12 protein-coding genes are annotated in these 21,595 nt (G+C 62.4%); 1 reads left to right on the forward strand and 11 read right to left on the reverse strand.

Going from position 1 to position 21,595, the window contains the following annotated elements:
* From rplC to rpsL, 6 genes are all read right to left on the reverse strand, one after another.
* Positions 1–717: a 50S ribosomal protein L3 gene (rplC, locus tag ACH79_RS36995; RefSeq protein WP_057858008.1), complete on the reverse strand. Its 717-nt coding sequence runs from the start codon at positions 715–717 to the stop codon at positions 1–3.
* A gap of 52 nt (positions 718–769) precedes the next feature.
* Positions 770–1,078, reverse strand: a complete 309-nt coding sequence (gene rpsJ / locus ACH79_RS37000; RefSeq protein ID WP_002712302.1) for a 30S ribosomal protein S10 — start codon at positions 1,076–1,078, stop codon at positions 770–772.
* A gap of 86 nt (positions 1,079–1,164) precedes the next feature.
* The gene (gene tuf / locus ACH79_RS37005; protein WP_161855313.1) at positions 1,165–2,355 is read right to left on the reverse strand and encodes an elongation factor Tu; all 1,191 of its coding nucleotides are present in this window, start codon (positions 2,353–2,355) and stop codon (positions 1,165–1,167) included.
* Positions 2,356–2,395: 40 nt separating this feature from the next.
* A complete protein-coding gene (gene fusA, locus ACH79_RS37010) occupies positions 2,396–4,468 on the reverse strand; it encodes an elongation factor G (protein ID WP_161855314.1) in 2,073 nt (690 codons plus the stop codon).
* Positions 4,469–4,497: 29 nt separating this feature from the next.
* Positions 4,498–4,968: a 30S ribosomal protein S7 gene (gene rpsG / locus ACH79_RS37015; RefSeq protein ID WP_065728814.1), complete on the reverse strand. Its 471-nt coding sequence runs from the start codon at positions 4,966–4,968 to the stop codon at positions 4,498–4,500.
* A gap of 15 nt (positions 4,969–4,983) precedes the next feature.
* Positions 4,984–5,355: a 30S ribosomal protein S12 gene (rpsL, locus tag ACH79_RS37020; RefSeq protein WP_027536823.1), complete on the reverse strand. Its 372-nt coding sequence runs from the start codon at positions 5,353–5,355 to the stop codon at positions 4,984–4,986.
* A gap of 674 nt (positions 5,356–6,029) precedes the next feature.
* On the opposite strand from rpsL, the gene ACH79_RS37025 reads away from it, so the two are divergent.
* Positions 6,030–7,253 (forward strand): NAD(P)/FAD-dependent oxidoreductase, encoded by a 1,224-nt coding sequence (locus ACH79_RS37025; RefSeq protein WP_161855315.1) that lies wholly within the window; start codon positions 6,030–6,032, stop codon positions 7,251–7,253.
* Here ACH79_RS37025 and ACH79_RS37030 read toward each other — a convergent pair.
* From ACH79_RS37030 to rpoB, 5 genes are all read right to left on the reverse strand, one after another.
* Positions 7,196–9,220, reverse strand: coding sequence for an ABC transporter ATP-binding protein (locus tag ACH79_RS37030; protein WP_161855316.1), 2,025 nt, complete (start codon positions 9,218–9,220; stop codon positions 7,196–7,198). The genes ACH79_RS37025 and ACH79_RS37030 overlap by 58 nt on opposite strands.
* Positions 9,221–9,385: 165 nt before the next feature.
* Positions 9,386–11,440 carry an FAD-dependent oxidoreductase gene (locus ACH79_RS37035; protein WP_161855317.1) on the reverse strand — a complete coding sequence of 685 codons (2,055 nt, stop codon included), beginning with the start codon at positions 11,438–11,440 and terminating at the stop codon, positions 9,386–9,388.
* A gap of 224 nt (positions 11,441–11,664) precedes the next feature.
* A complete protein-coding gene (locus tag ACH79_RS37040) occupies positions 11,665–12,762 on the reverse strand; it encodes a LuxR family transcriptional regulator (RefSeq protein ID WP_161855318.1) in 1,098 nt (365 codons plus the stop codon).
* Between the two features lie 151 nt (positions 12,763–12,913).
* Positions 12,914–17,113, reverse strand: coding sequence for a DNA-directed RNA polymerase subunit beta' (rpoC, locus tag ACH79_RS37045; RefSeq protein WP_161855319.1), 4,200 nt, complete (start codon positions 17,111–17,113; stop codon positions 12,914–12,916).
* 148 nt (positions 17,114–17,261) lie between these two features.
* Positions 17,262–21,380 (reverse strand): DNA-directed RNA polymerase subunit beta, encoded by a 4,119-nt coding sequence (gene rpoB, locus ACH79_RS37050; RefSeq protein ID WP_161855320.1) that lies wholly within the window; start codon positions 21,378–21,380, stop codon positions 17,262–17,264.
* Between the last annotated feature and the right edge of the window lie 215 nt (positions 21,381–21,595).

A 21,595-nucleotide genomic window follows, 5' to 3' on the forward strand; every position in this document is an offset into this window, starting at 1 on the left:
TCACGCGCCCTCCTGCTCGGCCGGAGCAGCCTGCTCGCCGCCGGCGACCTTGAACTTGCCGGGCTTCGGCGCTTCCTTCGGCAACGGCTTCTTGACGGCGTCGCGCACCGAGATCCAGCCGCCCTTGGAGCCGGGAACGGCGCCTTCGACGAGGATCAGGCCGCGCTCGACGTCGGTCTGCACCACACGCAGGTTGAGCGTGGTGATGCGATCGACACCCATGTGACCGGGCATCTTCTTGTTCTTGAAGGTCTTGCCGGGGTCCTGACGTCCGCCGGTCGAACCGATCGAACGGTGCGAGATCGACACGCCGTGGGTGGCGCGCAGACCGCCGAAATTCCAGCGCTTCATGCCGCCGGCAAACCCCTTACCGACCGAGGTGCCGGTAACGTCGACGAACTGGCCGACCACGAAGTGGTCCGCCTGGATCTCGGCGCCGACCGGGATCAGCGCATCTTCCGACACGCGGAACTCGGTAACCTTCCGCTTCGGCTCGACCTTGGCAACCGCAAACTGGCCGCGCTCTGCCTTCGGCAGATAGACGGTCTTGCGGGTGCCGGCGCCAAGCTGCAGCGCGACGTAGCCGTTCTTTTCGGTGGTGCGATGGCCCAGCACCTGGCAGTTGCCCAGCTTGAGCACGGTCACGGGGATATGTTCGCCGGTCTCCGTAAAGACCCGCGTCATCCCGACCTTTTGTGCGATCACTCCGGAGCGCATCGGCGTGCTTCCTGTTCTTTCTGTCCGCTAACGTCGGACGATCCTGAAAATCTTAGAGCTTGATCTCGACGTCGACACCGGCGGCCAGGTCGAGCTTCATCAAAGCATCGACGGTCTGCGGGGTCGGGTCGACAATGTCGAGAAGGCGCTTGTGGGTGCGCATCTCGAATTGCTCGCGGCTCTTCTTGTCGACGTGCGGCGAACGGTTGACGGTGAACTTCTCGATGCGAGTGGGCAGCGGAATGGGTCCGCGAACCTGGGCACCGGTACGTTTCGCCGTGTTCACGATCTCCCGGGTCGACGTATCGAGGATTCGATGGTCGAACGCCTTGAGACGGATGCGAATATTTTGGCCGTTCATTGCCGTTGTCTTTCTTTGTCGTCGTATTGGCGAGTGGTGCGAGTAGCGAATGATCTATTCGCTACTCGCTATTCCTGTTCGCTCGCTTACTCGATGATGGCGGCGACGACGCCGGCGCCGACGGTGCGGCCGCCTTCGCGGATGGCGAAGCGCAGCTTTTCTTCCATCGCGATCGGCACGATCAGGTGCACTTCCATCGCGATGTTGTCGCCCGGCATCACCATTTCGGTGCCTTCGGGCAGGTGCACGACGCCGGTCACGTCGGTGGTGCGGAAGTAGAACTGGGGCCGGTAGTTGGTGAAGAACGGAGTGTGACGACCGCCCTCTTCCTTAGTCAGGATGTAGGCCTCAGCCTTGAACTTGGTGTGCGGCTTGACCGAACCCGGCTTCGCCAGCACCTGGCCACGCTCGACTTCCTCGCGCTTGGTGCCGCGGAGCAGCGCGCCGATGTTGTCGCCGGCCTGGCCCTGATCGAGCAGCTTGCGGAACATTTCGACGCCCGTGACGATGGTCTTCTGGGTGTCGCGCAGACCGACGATTTCGATTTCCTCGCCGACCTTGATGATGCCGCGCTCGACACGGCCGGTGACGACGGTGCCGCGGCCCGAGATCGAGAACACGTCTTCCACCGGCATCAGGAACGGCTGGTCAACCGGACGCTCCGGCTGCGGAATATACTCGTCGACATTGCGCATCAGCTCGAGGATGGCGTCGTGGCCGAGCTTCTTGTCCTTGTCTTCGAGGGCGGCGAGCGCCGAGCCCTTGATGATCGGGATCTTGTCGCCCGGGAATTCGTACTTCGAGAGCAGCTCGCGGACTTCGAGTTCGACCAGCTCAAGCAGTTCCGGATCGTCGACCATGTCGCACTTGTTCAGGAACACGACGAGCGCGGGCACGCCGACCTGACGGGCGAGCAGGATGTGCTCGCGGGTCTGCGGCATCGGGCCGTCGGCGGCCGACACGACCAGGATCGCACCGTCCATCTGGGCGGCGCCGGTGATCATGTTCTTCACGTAGTCGGCGTGGCCGGGGCAGTCGACGTGGGCGTAGTGCCGATTCTTCGTCTCATACTCGACGTGAGCGGTCGAGATGGTGATGCCGCGCGCCTTCTCTTCCGGCGCCTTGTCGATCTGGTCGTACGCCGTGAACGTTGCACCGCCGGTTTCAGCCAGCACCTTGGTGATCGCTGCGGTCAGCGAGGTCTTGCCATGGTCGACGTGACCGATGGTTCCGATGTTGCAGTGCGGTTTAGTACGTTCAAACTTTGCTTTGGCCATTTGACTCTCCGTTCAGTCGTTAGCTTGCAACCAACGACAATCAGGCAAACTTCTTCTGGACTTCTGCCGACACGTTCGCCGGCGCTTCAGCGTAGTGATCGAATTGCATCGTAAAGGTCGCGCGTCCCTGGCTCATCGAGCGCAGGTTATTCACGTACCCGAACATGTTCATCAGCGGCACCATGGCGTTGATGACGTTGGCGTTGCCGCGCATGTCCTGGCCCTGGATCTGGCCGCGCCGGGAGTTCAGGTCGCCGATGACCGAACCAGTATAGTCTTCCGGGGTCACCACTTCGACCTTCATGATCGGCTCGAGCAGAACGGACTTGCCCATCTGCAGCGCCTCGCGGAAGCAGGCGCGCGTGGCGATTTCGAAGGCCAGCGCCGACGAGTCGACGTCGTGGAACTTACCGTCGATGAGCTGGACCTTGACGTCGACCACCGGGAAGCCGGCGACCACGCCCGAGGACAGCACGCTCTCGAGACCCTTTTCGACGCCGGGGATGTATTCCTTCGGCACCGCGCCGCCGACGATCTTGGATTCGAACTCGTAGCCCTTACCCGGCTCGTTCGGCTCGACGATGATGGTCACGGCCGCGAACTGACCGGTACCGCCGGTCTGCTTCTTGTGGGTGTAGCTGTGCTCGACGCGCTTGGTAACACGCTCGCGGAACGCCACCTGCGGCGCGCCGATATTGGCGTCGACCTTGTAGGTGCGCTTGAGGATGTCGACCTTGATGTCGAGATGGAGTTCGCCCATGCCCTTGAGGATGGTCTGGCCGGACTCGTGGTCGGTCGACACGCGGAAGGACGGATCCTCCGCGGCGAGCTTGGCCAGCGCCACGCCCAGCTTTTCCTGGTCGGCCTTCGACTTCGGCTCGATCGCGATCTCGATCACCGGCTCCGGGAATTCCATCTTTTCGAGGATGACCTGGTTGTTGGCATCGCACAGCGTGTCACCGGTGCGCGCTTCCTTCAGACCCGCCAGCGCGACGATGTCGCCGGCATAGGCTTCCTTGATGTCTTCGCGGTTGTTCGCATGCATCAACAGCATGCGGCCGATGCGTTCCTTCTTCTCCCGGGTCGAGTTCACGACGCCGGTACCCGACGCCAGGATGCCCGAATAGATGCGGCAGAAGGTGATGGTGCCGACGAAGGGGTCGTCCATGATCTTGAACGCGAGCAGCGACAGCGGCTCCTTGTCGTCCGCCCTGCGGACGACTTCGTTGCCCTTGTCGTCGGTGCCCTTGATCGCGGGCACGTCGAGCGGCGACGGCAGATAGTCGACGACGGCGTCGAGCAGCGGCTGCACGCCCTTGTTCTTGAACGCGGAGCCGCAGAGCACGGGATAGAATGCGCCGGTCAGCACCGCTTTACGGATCAGCCGCTTCAGCGTCGCTTCATCCGGCTCCTTGCCGTCGAGGAACGCGGCCAGAGCGTCGTCATCGAGCTCGACGGCGGCTTCCACCATCTTCTCGCGGTATTCCTTGGCCTGGTCGACGAGGTCGGCCGGGATGTCGACATAGTCGAACTTGGCGCCGAGCGATTCATCGTTCCAGATGATGCCCTGCATCTTCACGAGATCGACGAGACCCTTGAAATTGTTCTCCGCGCCGATCGGAAGCTGGATCGCGATCGGCTTGGCGCCGAGGCGATCGACGATGTCGGCGAGACACTTGAAGAAGTCGGCGCCGGTCTTGTCCATCTTGTTGGCGAAGACGATGCGCGGAACCTTGTACTTGTCGCCCTGACGCCAGACGGTTTCGGTCTGCGGCTCGACGCCCTGGTTGGAGTCGAGCACGCATACGGCGCCGTCGAGCACGCGAAGCGAACGCTCGACTTCGATGGTGAAGTCGACGTGGCCGGGCGTGTCGATGATGTTCAGGCGCTTGCCGTTCCAGAACGCGGTGGTCGCGGCCGAGGTGATCGTGATGCCACGCTCCTGCTCCTGCTCCATCCAGTCCATCGTCGCGGCACCTTCGTGCACTTCGCCGATCTTGTGGCTCTTGCCGGTGTAATAGAGGATGCGCTCGGTGGTCGTGGTCTTGCCGGCGTCGATATGCGCCATGATACCGAAGTTGCGGTAGTCCTCGATGGCATGTTGGCGGGGCATGGGCTGTTCCTTAAATCCGTTCTTCGCCGTTACCAGCGATAATGCGAGAAGGCGCGGTTGGCTTCCGCCATCCGGTGCACGTCTTCACGCTTCTTGACAGCGTTCCCCCGGTTGTTCGACGCGTCGAGCAGCTCGGCCGAGAGTCGCTCCGTCATCGTCTTTTCGTTACGCTCGCGCGCCGCGGTGATCAGCCAGCGAATGCCCAGCGCCTGACGGCGAACCGAACGAACCTCGACCGGCACCTGGTAGGTGGCGCCACCGACGCGGCGCGACCGCACTTCGATGGTCGGCATGACGTTTTCCAGCGCCTGCTCGAATACGGTGAGCGGTCCCTGCTTGGTCTTGGCCTCGATCATGGCGAGCGCGCCATAGACAATGTTTTCGGCGGCGGACTTCTTGCCGTCGTACATGATCGAATTCATGAACTTCGTAATGATGACGTTCCCGAACTTCGGATCCGGGTTGACTTCACGCTTTTCGGCAGAATGGCGACGAGACATCGTATCTGTTCCCGCTTACTTCGGACGCTTCGCGCCGTACTTCGAACGACGCTGCTTACGGTTCTTGACGCCCTGGGTATCGAGGACGCCGCGGAGGATGTGGTAGCGAACGCCGGGCAAGTCCTTGACGCGGCCGCCGCGGATCATGACCACCGAGTGCTCCTGAAGGTTATGGCCTTCACCCGGGATGTAGCCGATCACCTCGAAGCCGTTGGTCAGGCGCACCTTGGCGACCTTACGAAGCGCCGAGTTCGGCTTCTTCGGGGTCGTGGTGTAGACGCGCGTGCAAACGCCGCGCTTCTGCGGCGACTGCTGCAGCGCCGGCACCTTCTTGCGCGACTTCTGTACCGTACGCGGATTTGCGATCAGCTGGTTGATCGTCGGCATGTAGCCTTCACCCTTTAGTTCGCGCGAAACCTTGAACGGCTTTCGCAAATTCTTCTCGGAACTAGCCGTTCCGTTCGGCCCGCCTTGCGCGAAGAAACATTCACGCAAAACGAAATCGCGCCAACCACTCATCGCTGAGCGGAAAGCGCTTCGACGCCACAGAGGACCGCGATTGAAGGCCGATCAGCGGTCGCTGTCCGGCCTGCTTCCGAGGTCATGCATCCGAGTTCACTCTCAAGAGGACGTGCTCAAGAGAACTAAAATCGTCCTGGCATTGCCTAGCAATAATCGACAGCGTTTGAGCGGCATTCGTCGAGGTTGGTGCCCGTCTCAGTCCATAAGGATTTGAAAGGGTGTTCCGTTCCGACGCTGGCGTTGCTCACCGCCTGTCGTTAAGTGGCCGTCTTCTATAAGCGGTGGATAGCTAAGTCAAGCAAAAGCATGACACTGGAAATGCCTATGGCGGCTGCGGATTCAGCACTTCGCATGAATTCGGGAAGTCCGAAATAGGCAATAACGCCCTGTTCGCGGGTGCGGTCCGAGTCGGCATTTTTACCCGGATAGATACAACCAGAAACAATATTCCTTGGATTTCTCTCCGAATCCGGGAGCCCGGCTAAGCTTTTATTTGCCATTCGGGGTGCAAAAGTGTCGCACCCCGGCCGAGATTCCCTATGAAATATACCGACATTGCGATCATCGGGGGCGGCCTAGCCGGCTCGACCGCGGCCGCCATGCTCGGACGGGCCGGAATTTCGACGGTCCTGATCGATCCGCATCAGGTCTATCCCTTCGACTTCCGCGTCGAAAAAATCAGCGGCGACGAGCAGCTCGGCCGTTTCTACCAGACCGGAATCGCCGATTCGGTGCTGCGCTCGGCCACCCATGACGGGCAAAACTGGATCGCGCGATTCGGCTATCTCCTCGACAAGAAGCCAAGCCGCCAATACGGCATCATGTATGACGCGCTGATCGGCGCTATCAGAGCCGAAATCGCAGTCCCCGCCGAACTCGTCTACGCCAAGGTGACCGATGTCGCGACCAGCGCGGAGCGGCAGACGCTGACCCTGTCGGATGGCGAAACCATCTCGGCGCGGCTGGTGGTGCTGGCCAACGGACTGAGTGTCGGGCTGCGCCGCAATCTCGGCATCGAGCGCCAGGTGATCAGCGCCAGCCATTCGATCTCGATCGGGTTCGACCTCGTGCCGGTCGGCCGCCCGGCCTTCGAATTTCCCGCCCTGACCTATTTTTCGGAACGGACGAAGGAGCGCGTCGCCTATGTGACGCTGTTCCCGGTCGGAAAGCGGATGCGGGCCAACCTTTTCGTCTACCGCGAGGTCGACGACCCCTGGCTGCGCGAGATGCGGCACAGGCCGGTCGAGACCATGAACGCGGCGCTGCCGAGGCTGCGCCGGATCACCGGCGAATACGCCGTTGCCGGCGACGTCAAGATCCGCCCGGCCGATGTCTATGTTTCGACCGGCTATCGCCAACCCGGCATCGTTCTGATCGGCGACGCCTTTGCGGCCACCTGCCCGGTCACCGGCACCGGTACCGACAAGGTGTTCACCGACGTCGCGCAGCTCTGTAACGTGCACATCCCCGCCTGGCTTGCCAGCGAAGGCATGAGCGAAGCCAAGATCGCTTCCTTTTACGACGATCCGGTCAAGCAGGCCTGCGACGCCTGGTCGATGGGAAAAGCGATCAGCTTCCGCAAGGTCACGATCGAGAACGGGCTCTACTGGCGGGCCCAGCGCTGGGCGCGCTTCCTGGCGTGGTTCGGCGAAGGCGCGTTGCGGCGGATGCGCAACGGGATCAGTGCGGACTCAAACCGCCCTGCTCACTCCTCGTCGTCATCCTCATCGTCGTCATCGTCTTCATTGTCGTCGTCGGCCTGAGAGGCGGCGTTGTGCGGCGTGTGGCCCTGGTCGTCCCAGAGTTTGCGATAGACGCCATTGGCCGCGAGCAATTGCGCATGCGAGCCGCGCTCGATCGCCCTGCCGCCTGAAATCACGATGATCTCGTCCATCTCGACCACCGACGTCAGGCGGTGGGTCGACCAGATCATGGTGCGCCCCTCGGCCACGTTGAGCAGCGTGCGGTTGATCGCCGCTTCCGTGGTCTGGTCGAGCGCCGACGTCGCTTCATCGAGCAGCAACAGCGAGGGATTGCGGATGATAGCGCGCGCGATCGCGATACGCTGGCGCTGGCCGCCCGACAGCGTATCGCCGCGCTCGCCGACCGGCGTGTCGTATTTCTGCGGCAGGCTCATGATGTAGCTGTGGATCTCGGCCTTGCGCGCGGCTTCCTCGACCTCCTCGTCGCTGGCGCCTTCCTTGCCGAGCCGGATGTTCTCCCGGATCGTCATGTTGAACAGCATGTTCTCCTGGAACACGATGGCCATACCGCTGCGCAGGGATTCGCGGGTCACGCGGCGGATATCGACGCCGTCGATCGCCACCCTCCCCTCGTCCGGCGTGTAAAGCCGCAGGATCAGGTTGAGCAGCGTGCTCTTGCCCGAGCCGCTGGGACCGACGATCGCAATGCGCTTGCCGACATTGAGCTTGAGGCTGAAATTGTCGAGCACCGGCGTCTCGCTGCCTTCATAGGCGAAGGTGACGCGCTCGAAGCTGATGTCGTTGGTGATGCGCGGCAGATCGGGCGCGCCCGGGCGATCGGCGCCGCGCGTCGGCTCGTCGAGCAGTTCCTGCATATGCCGCACCGCCGCCGCCGACTGGATCGACACCGGAATGAAATGCATCAGATGGGCGATGTTATAGGACACCTCCCAGAACGCGCTCTCGAAGGTGACGAAAGTGCCGATGGTGATCTGGCCCTTGGTGGCGAGATAGGCGCCGATCGCCAGCACGACGAGGTGCAGCAGCAATACTGAAATGGTGACGGTGCGCTCCACCATGGTGGAGAGGAAGACGGCGGACGCCGTCTTGATGCGCACATCCTGGTTGCGCATGGTGAACCAGCCGAGCGTGCGGCGCTGCAGGCTGAATGCCTTGATGACCGCCTGCGCCGCGACATTTTCCTGCACCGTGCCGAGCAGCGCCGCTTCATTGAGCTTTTGCTCGTAATTCGCCTGTACTGCCTTCGGCGTCAGGATTCGTGGCCCGATCAGCGTGATCGGGAACACCAAGAGCGCCACCGCCGCAAGCTGCCAGTTCAGGAACAGCATCAGGATGATGCCGGCGATCAGTTCCAGGAATGGCAGTGCCGCGCTGTTGGCGAAGGTTTTGACCGAGCTTTCATAGGCCGCGAGGTCGATCGAGAAGCGCGAGAGTATCTCGCCGCGCTTGGTGCGGGCGAAATATGACGACGGCAGGTTCTGGACGTGTTCGAACAGCCGCGTCCGCACGTCGGCGATGACGCCTGCCGCCAGCCGCGCATCCCAGCGCTCATACCAAACCGCAATGATCGAGGTGATTATTCCGGCGACCGCGAGCACGCCGAGGATCTTGTAGAGCGCCTGGAAGTCCTCTTCGCCGAGCGCGTCGTCGATCAGGAATTTGAGGCTGAGCGGCATGATGACGTTGAACAGCGTCTCAACGAGAACGCCGAAGGTCACAAAGGCGAGCAGCTTTCTGTAGTTGCCCAGATAAGGCTTGGTGAAGCCGTAGATCGTCGCCATCGCGCCGGCGGCTTCCTTGGCGGTGAAGACGACGAGATCCTCGTCATCATCATCGTCGTCGAGCTCCAGCTCGTCGTCCTTGCCATCCTTGTCGGCGTCATCGGCAGGCGCAGCCTTGCCACCGGTCGGCGGCGCGACGGCCTCCAGCATAAGCTTCTTCGTGAGCTCCGGATCGTCAGCCGGAACAGGATTCCGATCATCCGAAGAAGGAGGCATGGGCGCCATGAAACCAACCGATGCTGCACGGCCGGCATGACCGCAAATCGAACGCGGTAGCGGCAAGCGCTACCGCAAGGATTCTATGCGATCGGGATGAATTCGGCAAACATTTGGGGCGACCGGCCCTGATTCGTCAGAGCCGGTCGCCCCTAAATACAAACCGGTCGGACCTCAGTCGTCCGATTCGACCTTGTCGAAGAACGAATAGCGCAGGCTGTCGGCGTCGGCGTACCACTGCCCCGGCCCCTTGTTGGCGGCCAGCGTCGCCGCCCACACCGCATCGGTGCAATCGCGGCGGTGCATCGAAAGGTCGAAGCCGTTGCCGAAGAACAATTCGGACCATTCCCACCAGGTCCCGAGCTTCTTCACGCCGCGCAAGAGGTCGTAGCGGTCGATCAGCGCAGGCGCCATGTCCGATGTCACCGACCCGAACACCAGCCCGGTCTTCACGACGCGGTTGAGCTCGCGCACCGCGCGCGGGACCTGCTTTTCGGAGACGTGGCAGAGGCTGGTCTCGAACACGAAGTCGAATTCGTCGTCCTTGAACGGCATGTCAACGATGGAGCCAAGCTTGTTGAACTTGCGCAGCGCCTTCGGCGTCCTGGCGTGGATCGCCTTGTTGTTCTCGATGCCCCAGGCGTCGATGCCGCGTTCGCGCAGCGCGCCGACCAGTTCGCCGCTGGCGGAGCCCGCAACGAGCAGCTTGTAGCCCTTCGCCCTGTTCCAGACGATCTTGATCAGGTCGGTCAGATAGGCCGGGTCGGTAAACCGGCTCCAGACTTCGCTGTAGGGGCCAAGCCCACGATAATTCTCGAAATAGCTGCGATCGATCTTGTCGGACGATTCCTCGCCCGCTTGCGCGCGGGCGCGGCGCAGCCGCATCATCTCGGTCAGAATGATGTCGGTCGCGGCGTCTGAAGAGTCGAGCAGACCGTTCAGCGTCGAGTCGAACAGGTAGTCGCCGACCACGACGATGCCCGGATGCTCTTTCGGCTCGGGGCGATGGTTGGTCATGACGTCACGGACCGGCAGGCCGCCCGGCAGCGCATTCACCGACGACAACCAGCGATGGATCTTGCCTTCCATGAAATGATCGCGGGCATCGCCGAAGGACGGCGGCAACGACTTCAACGCGGCGTCGATCAGTTCCTGGTCGCTGAGATTGGCAAACGCCAGCGCATCGGAGCCTGCGATCAGCCAGTTGAGCACGCCATGCTTGCCGACGTCGTGGCGGGCACCCTCATTGTAGACGCAGCAGCCGCCGAACGCTTCCGACATGAACCAGGCGCCGGGGATCTTCTCGCCCCAAAACGGCTCGTCGAACAGGATCGACACGCGCAAATAATGCGCCGGACGGTCGAAATAGGCGACGTGCTTGACCATCGACTTGCGCAGGTCTTCGCCATCCCAGCGCATGGTGGCGAGCCAGGAATGCGGCAGGCACATCAGCACGAGATCGAAATCCCTGACCTCCGGCCCCTTCCCGTTCATCATGTTGAGCTGGTAGCGGCCGGCGGAGGTCTTTCCGACCTTCAGCACGCGGTGATTGAGCTGGATGTCGGCATCGACTTCCGAGCGCAGGCACTCGATCAACTGCTCGTTGCCGTTCTGGATCGAATACAGGCCGATGTAGCCCTCGATATCCATCACGAAGTTCTTCAGCGCGTTCAGGCCGTTGGTATTGTGGCTCTCGGTCGCGATATCGGAGCGCGCCATCACCTTCAAAAAGCGCTTGGCGGTGGGATCTTCGACTTCCTTGTCGAGCACTTCCTCGCAGGTCATGTAGGCCCAGGGGTGCTCGTTGTCGTGGGCGCCGACGCCCTCGTAATACTCGATCGGCGACACCAGGTCGGCGCAACGCTTGCGGAACGCTTCGATCGCCGCAGCGGTTTTCGCGCCGTATTTGCGCCGCATGCCGGGAACGTCCTCGAGCAGTTCGCCGTCGAGGTGCACCTGCTCGGCGTCCATCGGGATGGTCTGCAGGCCGAAATGCTGGATCAGTTCCCGTAGGGGATCCGGGCCGGTCATCGAATAATCGTAGATTTCGGCTACACCCGCCTCATACATCGCCGGCGCGGAATCGAATTTACGCGAGACGATCTTGCCTCCGACACGGTCGGACGCCTCGTAGATGGTGACGCGGCAGAGATCGCCGAGCTTTTTCTTCAGATACCAGGCGCTCATCAGCCCGCCCGGGCCGCCGCCTACGATTGCAAGATCCAACATGTCTTTTCCGTCGCCCTCCGGCTCCCCCTGCCTATGGGAAAACAGCCGGTTTAAACCGCATTCAAAGGCGCTTTTCACCCTGAAGGGAAGATGAACAAAGCAGGTCCTCGCAACGCAGCAATTAAAGAAAGCAGCAAAAAGGCCGGCTTGCGCCGGCCATTTGTCTTCGCACCGTATTCTTGCGGATGTCCTATTCGGCCAGCGGATGGGCCGGCCGGTGTGCTCTATCCGCCACGGAATGCCTTGCCGGCGAGCAGGCTCACTAGCTCCTGCTGGCGCGAGAGGCCAGTCTTCGACAGCACAGCCTTGAGCTGGCTGCGCACCGTCTCTCGGTTAACGCCGGTCGCGTCGGCCAATGCGTCGACGGTTTCAGCCCGGCCGATTCCCCGCGCCACCCGCGCTTCCGCCGGCGTCAGGTCGAACAGGCCTTGCAAAACCTCCGCAGTCGGCACCGCGGCGCGATCGACCGGGGTCACCACCAACAGCGCAGTGGCCTGCGAGAAGATGTCGCGTGCATCGCCGCGCACGGGAATAACATGCAGCACCATCGGCACGCGGGTTGCCGTCGCAGCGACCGCGATCGACTTCACGGTCCGGCCATCGGCAAGAGACTTTGGGCCGAGCGCTTCGGCAAGCATCGCGTCCGCCGTGACATCCGTCATCGTTACGCGCTCGTTCCGATCCTGAAACAGCGAAGGGACCAGCGCTTCGAACAGGCCGTTGGCGGCAAACACCCGGCCGCGCCCACGCAGCACCGCGCCCGGCAGGCCCAGCACCTGCAGGGCGTCAGCCTGCGCGCGGGCGCGCTCGAAGCCAAGACGATTTGCTGCGAGGGACGCCCGAGCCAGATGCGGCCGCAGCCCATCCAGCAAGGTGACGACTTCTCGCGGCACCGGACCGAAATCCTGATGCCGCGGCACGACGATCGCAATCGAATCGCCGCTCGGCATCGGGATGATCGTTCCGGCCCGGTAGCCGAGGCCGTGCTTGCGGTAAAAATTGCAATAGACGTCATTGGTCGCAATCTCCTCCTCCGAGAGGAGATCGAAGTCGGTGACGAAACCCGCGTGATTGAGAGCGATGGCGCGCGGCAGATTGGGATCGCGTTCGCTCCATCCCTCTCCCAGGAAAACCGGCATCAGCGGGTCCCATTCGACGGAATTGACCGCGCTTGCGTACCCGTCCCGCACGCCGAACAGAAAGCCGCCGTTGCCGCCGACCGCTGCACTGAGCTCGCCAAGCAGGGCCGGCCAAAGGGAAGGAACGAGCCCCGCCTCGTAGATGCGATCGATCAAGGATTCAAGATGAGCCAATTCGCTCATGAGCAACTATTACCGTTGTGGCAGGACGCCCCTCGCCGACTTGATAGCAGGCATCCCCCATCTGGGTGAAGCGCAACATCGCTCCCCATCTGCACAAAGAAAAAGCCGGCTTCGCAGCCGGCTTTCTTGTTGATTGGAACCTGAGGAACCCTTACTCCGCCGGCGGCAGCGCCAGCGGTTCGGCTTCCGGAGCGGTCGGCACGATCGCCGACTGCTTCTCGCGCTCGTCGAGGATCAGCTTGTCGCGCTTGACCGCGACTTCGCGGATCTTGGCCATCGAGGCGCCGGTGCCCGCCGGGATCAGCCGGCCGACAATGACGTTCTCCTTGAGGCCTTCCAGCGGATCCACCTTGCCATTGACGGCGGCTTCGGTGAGCACGCGGGTGGTCTCCTGGAATGAGGCCGCCGAGAAGAACGAGCGGGTCTGCAGGCTCGCCTTGGTGATGCCGAGCAGAACCGGCGTTCCCGTGGCGGGCTTCTTGCCCTCTTCCTTGGCCTTCAGGTTGAGCGCATCGAACTCGATCTTGTCGACCTGCTCGCCCGAGATCATGTCGGTGTCGCCTTGATCGGTGATCTCGACCTTCTGCAGCATCTGACGGACAATCACTTCGATGTGCTTGTCGTTGATGAGCACGCCCTGCAGCCGGTAGACCTCCTGGATTTCGTTGACCAGATAGGCAGCGAGTTCCTCGATGCCCTTGATCGCCAGGATGTCGTGCGGCGCCGGATTGCCTTCGACGATGAAATCGCCCTTTTCGACGATGTCGCCGTCCTGCAGATGGATGTGCTTGCCCTTCGGGATCAGGTACTCGCGCGGCTCCTCGGTCTTGTCCATCGGCTCGATCGAGATGCGGCGCTTGTTCTTGTAGTCGCGGCCGAAGCGGATCGTGCCGGCGATCTCCGCGATGATGGCCGCGTCCTTCGGCTTGCGGGCCTCGAACAGTTCGGCCACCCGCGGCAGACCGCCGGTGATGTCGCGGGTCTTGGCGCTTTCGGTCGAGATACGCGCCAGGATGTCGCCGGCCTTGACCTTTGCGCCGGTGTCCACCGACAGAATGGCGTCGACCGACAGCATGTACCGGGCATCGCCGCCACGCGCGAGCTTGAGCACCTTGCCGTCCTTGCCCTTGACCACAATGGCCGGACGCAGGTCGGCGCCGCCCCGCGACGCACGCCAGTCGATGACGACGCGCTTGGCGATACCGGTGGATTCGTCGAGCGTTTCCGAGATCGACTGCCCTTCCACCAGGTCCTCGAACCCGATGGTGCCCTCGACTTCGGTGAGAACCGGACGGGTGTACGGATCCCATTCCGCAATGCGCTGGCCGCGCTTGACCATGTCGCCTTCGTCGACATGCATGCGCGCGCCGTACTGAATGCGGTGGGTCGCACGTTCGGTGCCGTCGGCATCGACGATGGCAACGACCATGTTGCGGACCATCGCGATCAAGTGACCTTCGCTGTTCCGGGCGATGGACTTGTTCTTGATGGTGACCTTGCCCTCGAAGTTCGATTCGACGAACGACTGCTCGTTGATCTGCGCCGCGCCGCCGATGTGGAACGTGCGCATCGTCAGCTGCGTGCCGGGCTCACCGATCGACTGGGCGGCAATGACGCCGACCGCCTCGCCGTGGTTGACCGGCGTACCGCGGGCCAGATCGCGGCCGTAGCACTTGCCGCAGATGCCGTTGACTAGTTCGCAGGTCAGCGCCGAGCGGATCTTCACTTCCTGGATGCCGGCCTGCTGGATGGCGTCGACGTGCGACTCCTCCATCAGCGTGCCGCGCTTGACCACGACCTTGTTGGAGGCGGGATCGCGCAGATCCTCGCCCGCGACGCGGCCGAGAATGCGCGAGGCCAGCGAAGCGACGACCGTGCCGGCGTCGACGATGGCGCGCATCTTGATGCCGAGCTTGGTGCCGCAATCGTCCTGCGTGATGATGCAGTCCTGCGCCACGTCGACCAGACGGCGGGTGAGGTAACCGGAGTTCGCGGTCTTCAACGCGGTGTCCGCGAGACCCTTGCGGGCGCCGTGGGTCGAGTTGAAGTATTCGAGCACCGACAGACCTTCCTTGAAGTTGGAAATGATCGGCGTCTCGATGATCTCACCCGACGGCTTCGCCATCAGGCCGCGCATACCGGCGAGCTGACGCATCTGGGCCGGCGAACCGCGCGCGCCCGAATGCGCCATCATGTAGATCGAGTTGATGTCGGCATCGGCGCCCTTCGGCGTCTTCTTGGTCGAGGAGATTTCCTTCATCATCTCCTTGGCGATTTCTTCGGTCGCCTTCGACCAGGCGTCGACCACCTTGTTGTACTTCTCGCCATGGGTGATCAGGCCGTCGTTGTACTGCTGCTCGAAATCCTTCGCCAGCGTACGGGTGGTGTCGACGATCTTCCATTTCGAGTGCGGCACGACCATGTCGTCCTTGCCGAACGAGATGCCGGCCTTGAACGCGTTGTAGAAGCCGAGCGCCATGATGCGGTCGCAGAAGATCACGGTCTCCTTCTGACCGCAGTGACGGTAGACCTGGTCGATCACGCCGGAGATTTCGCGCTTGGTCATCAGCTTGTTGATGATGTCGTACGAAATCTTCGAGTTCTTCGGCAGCACGTTGCCGAGCATGACGCGGCCCGCGGTGGTTTCGATCCAGCGCTTGGCCGACTTGCCGTTCTCGTCGGAGCCCTCCCACCGGTACTTGATCTTGGTGTGGAGGTGGATGACCTTCGAGTGCAGGGCGTGCTCGAGCTCGGCCATGTCGCCGAAGATCTTGCCCTCGCCGGGCAGGCCTTCACGCATGATCGAGAGGTAATACAGGCCGAGCACGATGTCCTGCGACGGCACGATGATCGGCTGGCCGTTCGCGGGATGCAGGATGTTGTTGGTCGACATCATCAGGACGCGCGCTTCCAGCTGCGCTTCGAGCGACAGCGGAACGTGCACGGCCATCTGGTCGCCGTCGAAGTCGGCGTTGAACGCCGCGCAAACCAGCGGATGGAGCTGGATCGCCTTGCCCTCGATCAGCACGGGCTCGAACGCCTGAATACCAAGGCGATGCAGCGTCGGCGCGCGGTTGAGCAGCACCGGATGCTCGCGGATCACCTCGTCGAGGATATCCCAGACCTCGGGACGCTCCTTCTCGACCAGCTTCTTCGCCTGCTTCACGGTGGTGGACAGACCCTTGGCGTCGAGCCGCGAATAGATGAACGGCTTGAACAGTTCGAGCGCCATCTTCTTCGGCAGGCCGCACTGATGCAGGCGCAGTTCGGGACCGACCACGATCACCGAGCGGCCCGAATAGTCGACGCGCTTGCCGAGCAGGTTCTGACGGAAGCGGCCCTGCTTGCCCTTGAGCATGTCGGCCAGCGACTTCAGCGGCCGCTTGTTGGCGCCGGTGATGACGCGGCCGCGGCGGCCGTTGTCGAACAGCGCGTCGACGGCCTCCTGCAGCATGCGCTTTTCGTTGCGGATGATGATGTCAGGCGCGCGCAGCTCCATCAGCCGCTTCAAGCGGTTGTTGCGGTTGATGACGCGGCGGTAGAGGTCGTTGAGATCCGAGGTCGCGAAGCGGCCGCCGTCGAGCGGCACCAGCGGACGCAGGTCCGGCGGAATCACCGGCACCACGGTCAGGATCATCCACTCCGGCTTGTTGCCGGAATAGCGGAAGGCCTCGACGATCTTCAGGCGCTTGGCGAGCTTCTTGTGCTTGATGTCGGACTCGGTCTCCTGCATCTCGGCGCGCAGGGACTGCTCGAGCTTTTCGAGCTCAAGCCCCTTCAACAGTTCGCGGATCGCTTCCGCGCCGATCATGGCAGTGAACGAATCCTGGCCGTATTCGTCCTGCGCCTTCAGGTACTCGTCTTCCGACAGCAACTGACGGTCCTTGAGCGCGGTCAGGCCCGGCTCCAGCACGACGTAATATTCGAAGTACAGGATCCGCTCGAGATCCTTCAGCGTCATGTCGAGCAGCAGGCCGATGCGGGACGGCAGCGACTTCAGGAACCAGATGTGGGCGACGGGCGCGGCCAGCTCGATATGGCCCATGCGCTCGCGCCGGACGCGCGACAGCGTCACTTCGACCGAGCACTTTTCGCAGATGATGCCCTTGTACTTCATCCGCTTGTACTTGCCGCACAAGCACTCGTAATCCTTGATCGGCCCGAAGATGCGGGCGCAGAACAGGCCGTCGCGCTCCGGCTTGAAGGTCCGGTAGTTGATGGTCTCCGGCTTTTTGATCTCGCCGTAGGACCAGGACAGAATCTTCTCCGGGGACGCAATCGAGATCCGGATCTGGTCGAAGACCTGGGCCGGGGTCGTCGGATTGAAGAGATTCATAATTTCTTGGTTCATCGTCTTCTCCTCGCGTGCCGATCGTCACCGGCAGCAAATTCGAAATTCTTCTTGGCCCGCGCCCCGCTCAACGTCCGAGCGGAGCGCGAATGTCCGGCCCATCTGCGAAGCTGTCTTCGCGCACGGGCCGGACATGGAACTTTCGGCGTTACTCGGCCGCCTCTGATGTCGGCGCCGGTCCCATCTTGGAATTGTGCAGGTCGACGTTGAGGCCGAGCGAGCGCATTTCCTTGACCAGCACGTTGAACGATTCCGGGATACCCGCCTCGAACGTGTCGTCGCCGCGCACGATCGCCTCGTACACCTTGGTACGGCCGGCGACGTCGTCCGACTTCACGGTCAGCATTTCCTGCAGCGTGTAGGCCGCGCCGTAAGCTTCCAGCGCCCACACCTCCATTTCGCCGAAGCGCTGACCGCCGAACTGCGCCTTGCCGCCCAGCGGCTGCTGGGTGACGAGCGAGTACGGACCGATCGAACGCGCGTGGATCTTGTCGTCGACCAGATGGTGCAGCTTGAGCATGTAGATGTAGCCCACCGTCACCTTGCGATCGAAGGCATCGCCGGTGCGGCCGTCATAGACGGTCGACTGGCCGGAGGCGTCGAAGCCCGCGAGCTTCAGCATCTCCTCGATGTCGGCTTCCTTGGCGCCGTCGAACACCGGCGTTGCGATCGGCACGCCGTGGCTCAGGTTCTTGCCAAGCTCCATCAGCTCGTTGTCGTTCAGCGACTTGATGGTTTCATCGTCGCCATAGATCTTCTTCAGGGTCTCGCGCAGCGGCTTGAGATCCTGCTTCTGATAATAGCCGTCGATGGTCTGGCCGATGCGCTTGCCGAGGCCGGCGCAGGCCCAGCCGAGATGCGTCTCCAGAATCTGGCCGACGTTCATGCGCGAGGGCACGCCGAGCGGGTTGAGCACGATGTCCGCGTGCGTGCCATCCTCGAGGAACGGCATGTCCTCGATCGGAACGATCTTGGACACCACGCCCTTGTTACCGTGACGGCCGGCCATCTTGTCGCCGGGCTGGATCTTGCGCTTCACCGCGACGAAGACCTTGACCATCTTCATCACGCCGGGCGGCAGTTCGTCGCCACGCTGCAGCTTTTCGACCTTGTCGAGGAAGCGCTGTTCAAGGCCCTTCTTCGATTCGTCATACTGCTTCCGCATCGCCTCGATTTCGGCCATCAGCTTGTCGTTCGGGGATGCAAACATCCACCACTGCGACTTCGGATACTCATCGAGCACGGCGCGCGTGATCTTGGTGTCCTTCTTGAAGCCCTTGGGACCCGCGATGCCCTGGCGGTTTTCCAGCAGCTCCGCGAGGCGGCCGTAGACGTTGCGGTCGAGGATCGCCTGTTCGTCGTCGCGGTCCTTGGCCAGACGTTCGATCTCTTCCCGCTCGATCGCCAGCGCACGCTCATCCTTGTCGACGCCGTGACGGTTGAACACGCGCACTTCCACGATGGTGCCCTGCACGCCAGGCGGCACACGGAGCGAGGTGTCGCGGACGTCGGAAGCCTTTTCGCCGAAGATGGCGCGCAGGAGCTTTTCTTCCGGCGTCATCGGGCTTTCGCCCTTCGGCGTGATCTTGCCGACCAGGATGTCACCGGCGCGCACTTCCGCGCCGATGTAAACGATGCCGGCTTCGTCGAGGTTCTTCAGCGCTTCTTCCGAGACGTTCGGAATGTCGCGGGTGATTTCCTCAGGTCCGAGCTTGGTGTCGCGGGCCATCACCTCGAACTCCTCGATGTGAATCGAGGTGAAGACGTCGTCCTTCACGATCCGCTCGGAGAGCAGGATCGAGTCTTCGAAGTTGTAGCCGTTCCACGGCATGAACGCGACCAGCACGTTGCGGCCGAGCGCGAGCTCGCCGAGATCGGTCGACGGGCCGTCGGCGATGATGTCGCCCTTCTTGACGATGTCGCCGACCTTCACCAGCGGACGCTGGTTGATGCAGGTCGACTGGTTGGAGCGCTGGTACTTCATCAGCCGGTAGATATCGACGCCCGACTTGGTGGGATCGAGATCTTCGGTGGCGCGGATCACGACGCGGGTCGCGTCGATCTGGTCGATCACGCCGGAGCGGCGGGCGGCGATCGCAGCACCGGAGTCACGGGCCACAACGCCTTCCATGCCGGTGCCGACGAACGGCGCCTCGGCGCGAACCAGCGGCACCGCCTGGCGCTGCATGTTCGAGCCCATCAGCGCGCGGTTGGCGTCGTCGTTCTCGAGGAACGGGATCAGCGCCGCGGCGACCGAAACGAGCTGCTTCGGCGACACGTCCATATAGTCGACCTTATCAGGCGTGATCGGCAGCACTTCGCCGGCGTGACGGCAGACGATCAGGTCTTCGGTGAAGCGGCCCTTGGCGTCGAGCGGCACGTTGGCCTGCGCGACGCGATAGCGGCCCTCCTCCATCGCCGAGAGATACACGACCTCGTCGGTGACGCGGCCGTCCTTCACCTTGCGATAGGGCGTCTCGACGAAGCCGTATTTGTTGACGCGCGCGAACGTCGCCAGCGAGTTGATCAGGCCGATGTTCGGACCTTCCGGCGTCTCGATCGGGCAGATACGGCCGTAATGCGTCGGATGCACGTCGCGCACCTCGAAGCCGGCGCGCTCGCGGGTCAGACCGCCCGGGCCAAGCGCCGAGAGACGGCGCTTGTGGGTGATCTCCGACAGCGGGTTGGTCTGGTCCATGAACTGCGAGAGCTGCGAGGAGCCGAAGAACTCGCGCACCGCGGCAGCCGCCGGCTTGGCGTTGATCAGGTCCTGCGGCATCACGGTGTCGATATCGACGCTGGACATGCGCTCCTTGATCGCGCGCTCCATGCGAAGCAGACCGATGCGGTACTGGTTCTCCATCAATTCGCCGACCGAACGCACACGACGGTTGCCGAGATGGTCGATGTCGTCGATCTCACCCTTGCCGTCGCGCAGGTCGACCAGCGTCTTGATGACGGCCAGGATATCTTCCTTGCGCAGGGTACGATGGGTGTCGGGCGCGTCGAGCTCAAGGCGCATGTTCATCTTGACGCGGCCGACCGCGGACAGGTCGTAACGCTCGGCGTCGAAGAACAGCGACTGGAACATGGTCTGGGCCGAATCGATCGTCGGCGGCTCACCCGGACGCATCACGCGATAGATGTCGAACAGCGCGTCTTCACGCGTCATGTTCTTGTCAGCATTCAGCGTGTTGCGGATGTAGGCGCCGACATTGACGTGGTCGATGTCGAGCAGCGGCAGTTCCTTGTAGCCCTGCTCGTTCAGCGCCTTCAGCGACTTCTCGGTGAGTTCCTCGCCGGCTTCGGCGTAGATTTCACCGGTCTTAGGATTGACGAGATCCTCGGCAAGGTAATTGCCGATCAGCTCTTCATCCGACAGGCGCAGGGCTTTCAGGCCCTTTTCCTGCAACTGGCGCGCCGCGCGAACCGTCAGCTTCTTGCCGGCCTCGAGCACGACCTTGCCGGTGTCGGCGTCGATCAGGTCGTTGATGGTCGAGTAGCCGCGGAAACGCGAGGCGTCGAACGGCACGCGCCAGCCTTCCTTGGCGCGCTTGTAATTGATCTTCTTGTAGAAGGTGGACAGGATCGTCTCGCCGTCGAGACCGAGCGCGTACATCAACGAGGTCACGGGGATCTTGCGGCGGCGGTCGATGCGCGCGAACACGATGTCCTTGGCGTCGAACTCGATGTCGAGCCAGGAACCGCGATACGGAATTACGCGCGCGGCAAACAACAGCTTGCCGGACGAATGCGTCTTGCCCTTGTCGTGGTCAAAGAACACGCCCGGCGAACGGTGCATCTGGGAGACGATGACGCGCTCGGTGCCGTTGACGACGAAGGTACCGTTCATGGTCATGAGCGGGATGTCGCCCATGTAGACGTCCTGCTCCTTGATGTCCTTGACTGACTTGGCGCCGGTTTCCTCGTCGATATCGAACACGATCAGGCGCAGCGTCACCTTCAGCGGCGCAGCATAGGTCATGCCGCGCTGGCGGCACTCGTCGACGTCATATTTGGGCGGCTCGAATTCGTAGCGGACGAATTCCAGCATCGAGGTGCCCGAGAAATCCGAGATCGGGAATACCGACCGGAACACCGCCTGCAGACCCTCGTCCAGCCGACCGCCCTGGGGTTCGTCGACCATCAGGAACTGGTCGTACGACGCCTTCTGAACCTCGATGAGGTTCGGCATCTCGGCAACTTCCTTGATATGTCCGAAGAACTTGCGAACGCGTTTGCGACCGGTGAATGTCTGCTGCGCCATCGTGGCCTCTCATTTTCGTCGCCCTTGTGGGCGAACCTTCCGAAGCGCGACTGCCATCGCCCCCGGGTTGAATGTCGAATCGCTCAAAGGAACAAAGCCCACTTTCAGGAATTAAGTCCTGAACCCGCACCTTAGACCTTCAAAACGCAAAACGACGCGCGGGGCGCATGACGCACCCGCCCGTCACAACTGATCACTTCACGGACTGAGAAAGC

This window comes from Bradyrhizobium sp. CCBAU 051011 (assembly GCF_009930815.1).
Classification (GTDB): domain Bacteria; phylum Pseudomonadota; class Alphaproteobacteria; order Rhizobiales; family Xanthobacteraceae; genus Bradyrhizobium.

Bases quoted from the DNA above. Each gene is read 5' to 3' on its own strand.
- ACH79_RS37030 (WP_161855316.1), bottom strand. From the start codon at position 9,220: ATGGCGCCCATGCCTCCTTCTTCGGATGATCGGAATCCTGTTCCGGCT.
- rplC (WP_057858008.1), bottom strand. From the start codon at position 717: ATGCGCTCCGGAGTGATCGCACAAAAGGTCGGGATGACGCGGGTCTTT.
- rpoB (WP_161855320.1), bottom strand. From the start codon at position 21,380: ATGGCGCAGCAGACATTCACCGGTCGCAAACGCGTTCGCAAGTTCTTC.
- ACH79_RS37040 (WP_161855318.1), bottom strand. From the start codon at position 12,762: ATGAGCGAATTGGCTCATCTTGAATCCTTGATCGATCGCATCTACGAG.
- tuf (WP_161855313.1), bottom strand. From the start codon at position 2,355: ATGGCCAAAGCAAAGTTTGAACGTACTAAACCGCACTGCAACATCGGA.
- rpsG (WP_065728814.1), bottom strand. From the start codon at position 4,968: ATGTCTCGTCGCCATTCTGCCGAAAAGCGTGAAGTCAACCCGGATCCG.
- rpsJ (WP_002712302.1), bottom strand. From the start codon at position 1,078: ATGAACGGCCAAAATATTCGCATCCGTCTCAAGGCGTTCGACCATCGA.
- fusA (WP_161855314.1), bottom strand. From the start codon at position 4,468: ATGCCCCGCCAACATGCCATCGAGGACTACCGCAACTTCGGTATCATG.
- ACH79_RS37025 (WP_161855315.1), top strand. From the start codon at position 6,030: ATGAAATATACCGACATTGCGATCATCGGGGGCGGCCTAGCCGGCTCG.
- rpoC (WP_161855319.1), bottom strand. From the start codon at position 17,113: ATGAACCAAGAAATTATGAATCTCTTCAATCCGACGACCCCGGCCCAG.
- ACH79_RS37035 (WP_161855317.1), bottom strand. From the start codon at position 11,440: ATGTTGGATCTTGCAATCGTAGGCGGCGGCCCGGGCGGGCTGATGAGC.
- rpsL (WP_027536823.1), bottom strand. From the start codon at position 5,355: ATGCCGACGATCAACCAGCTGATCGCAAATCCGCGTACGGTACAGAAG.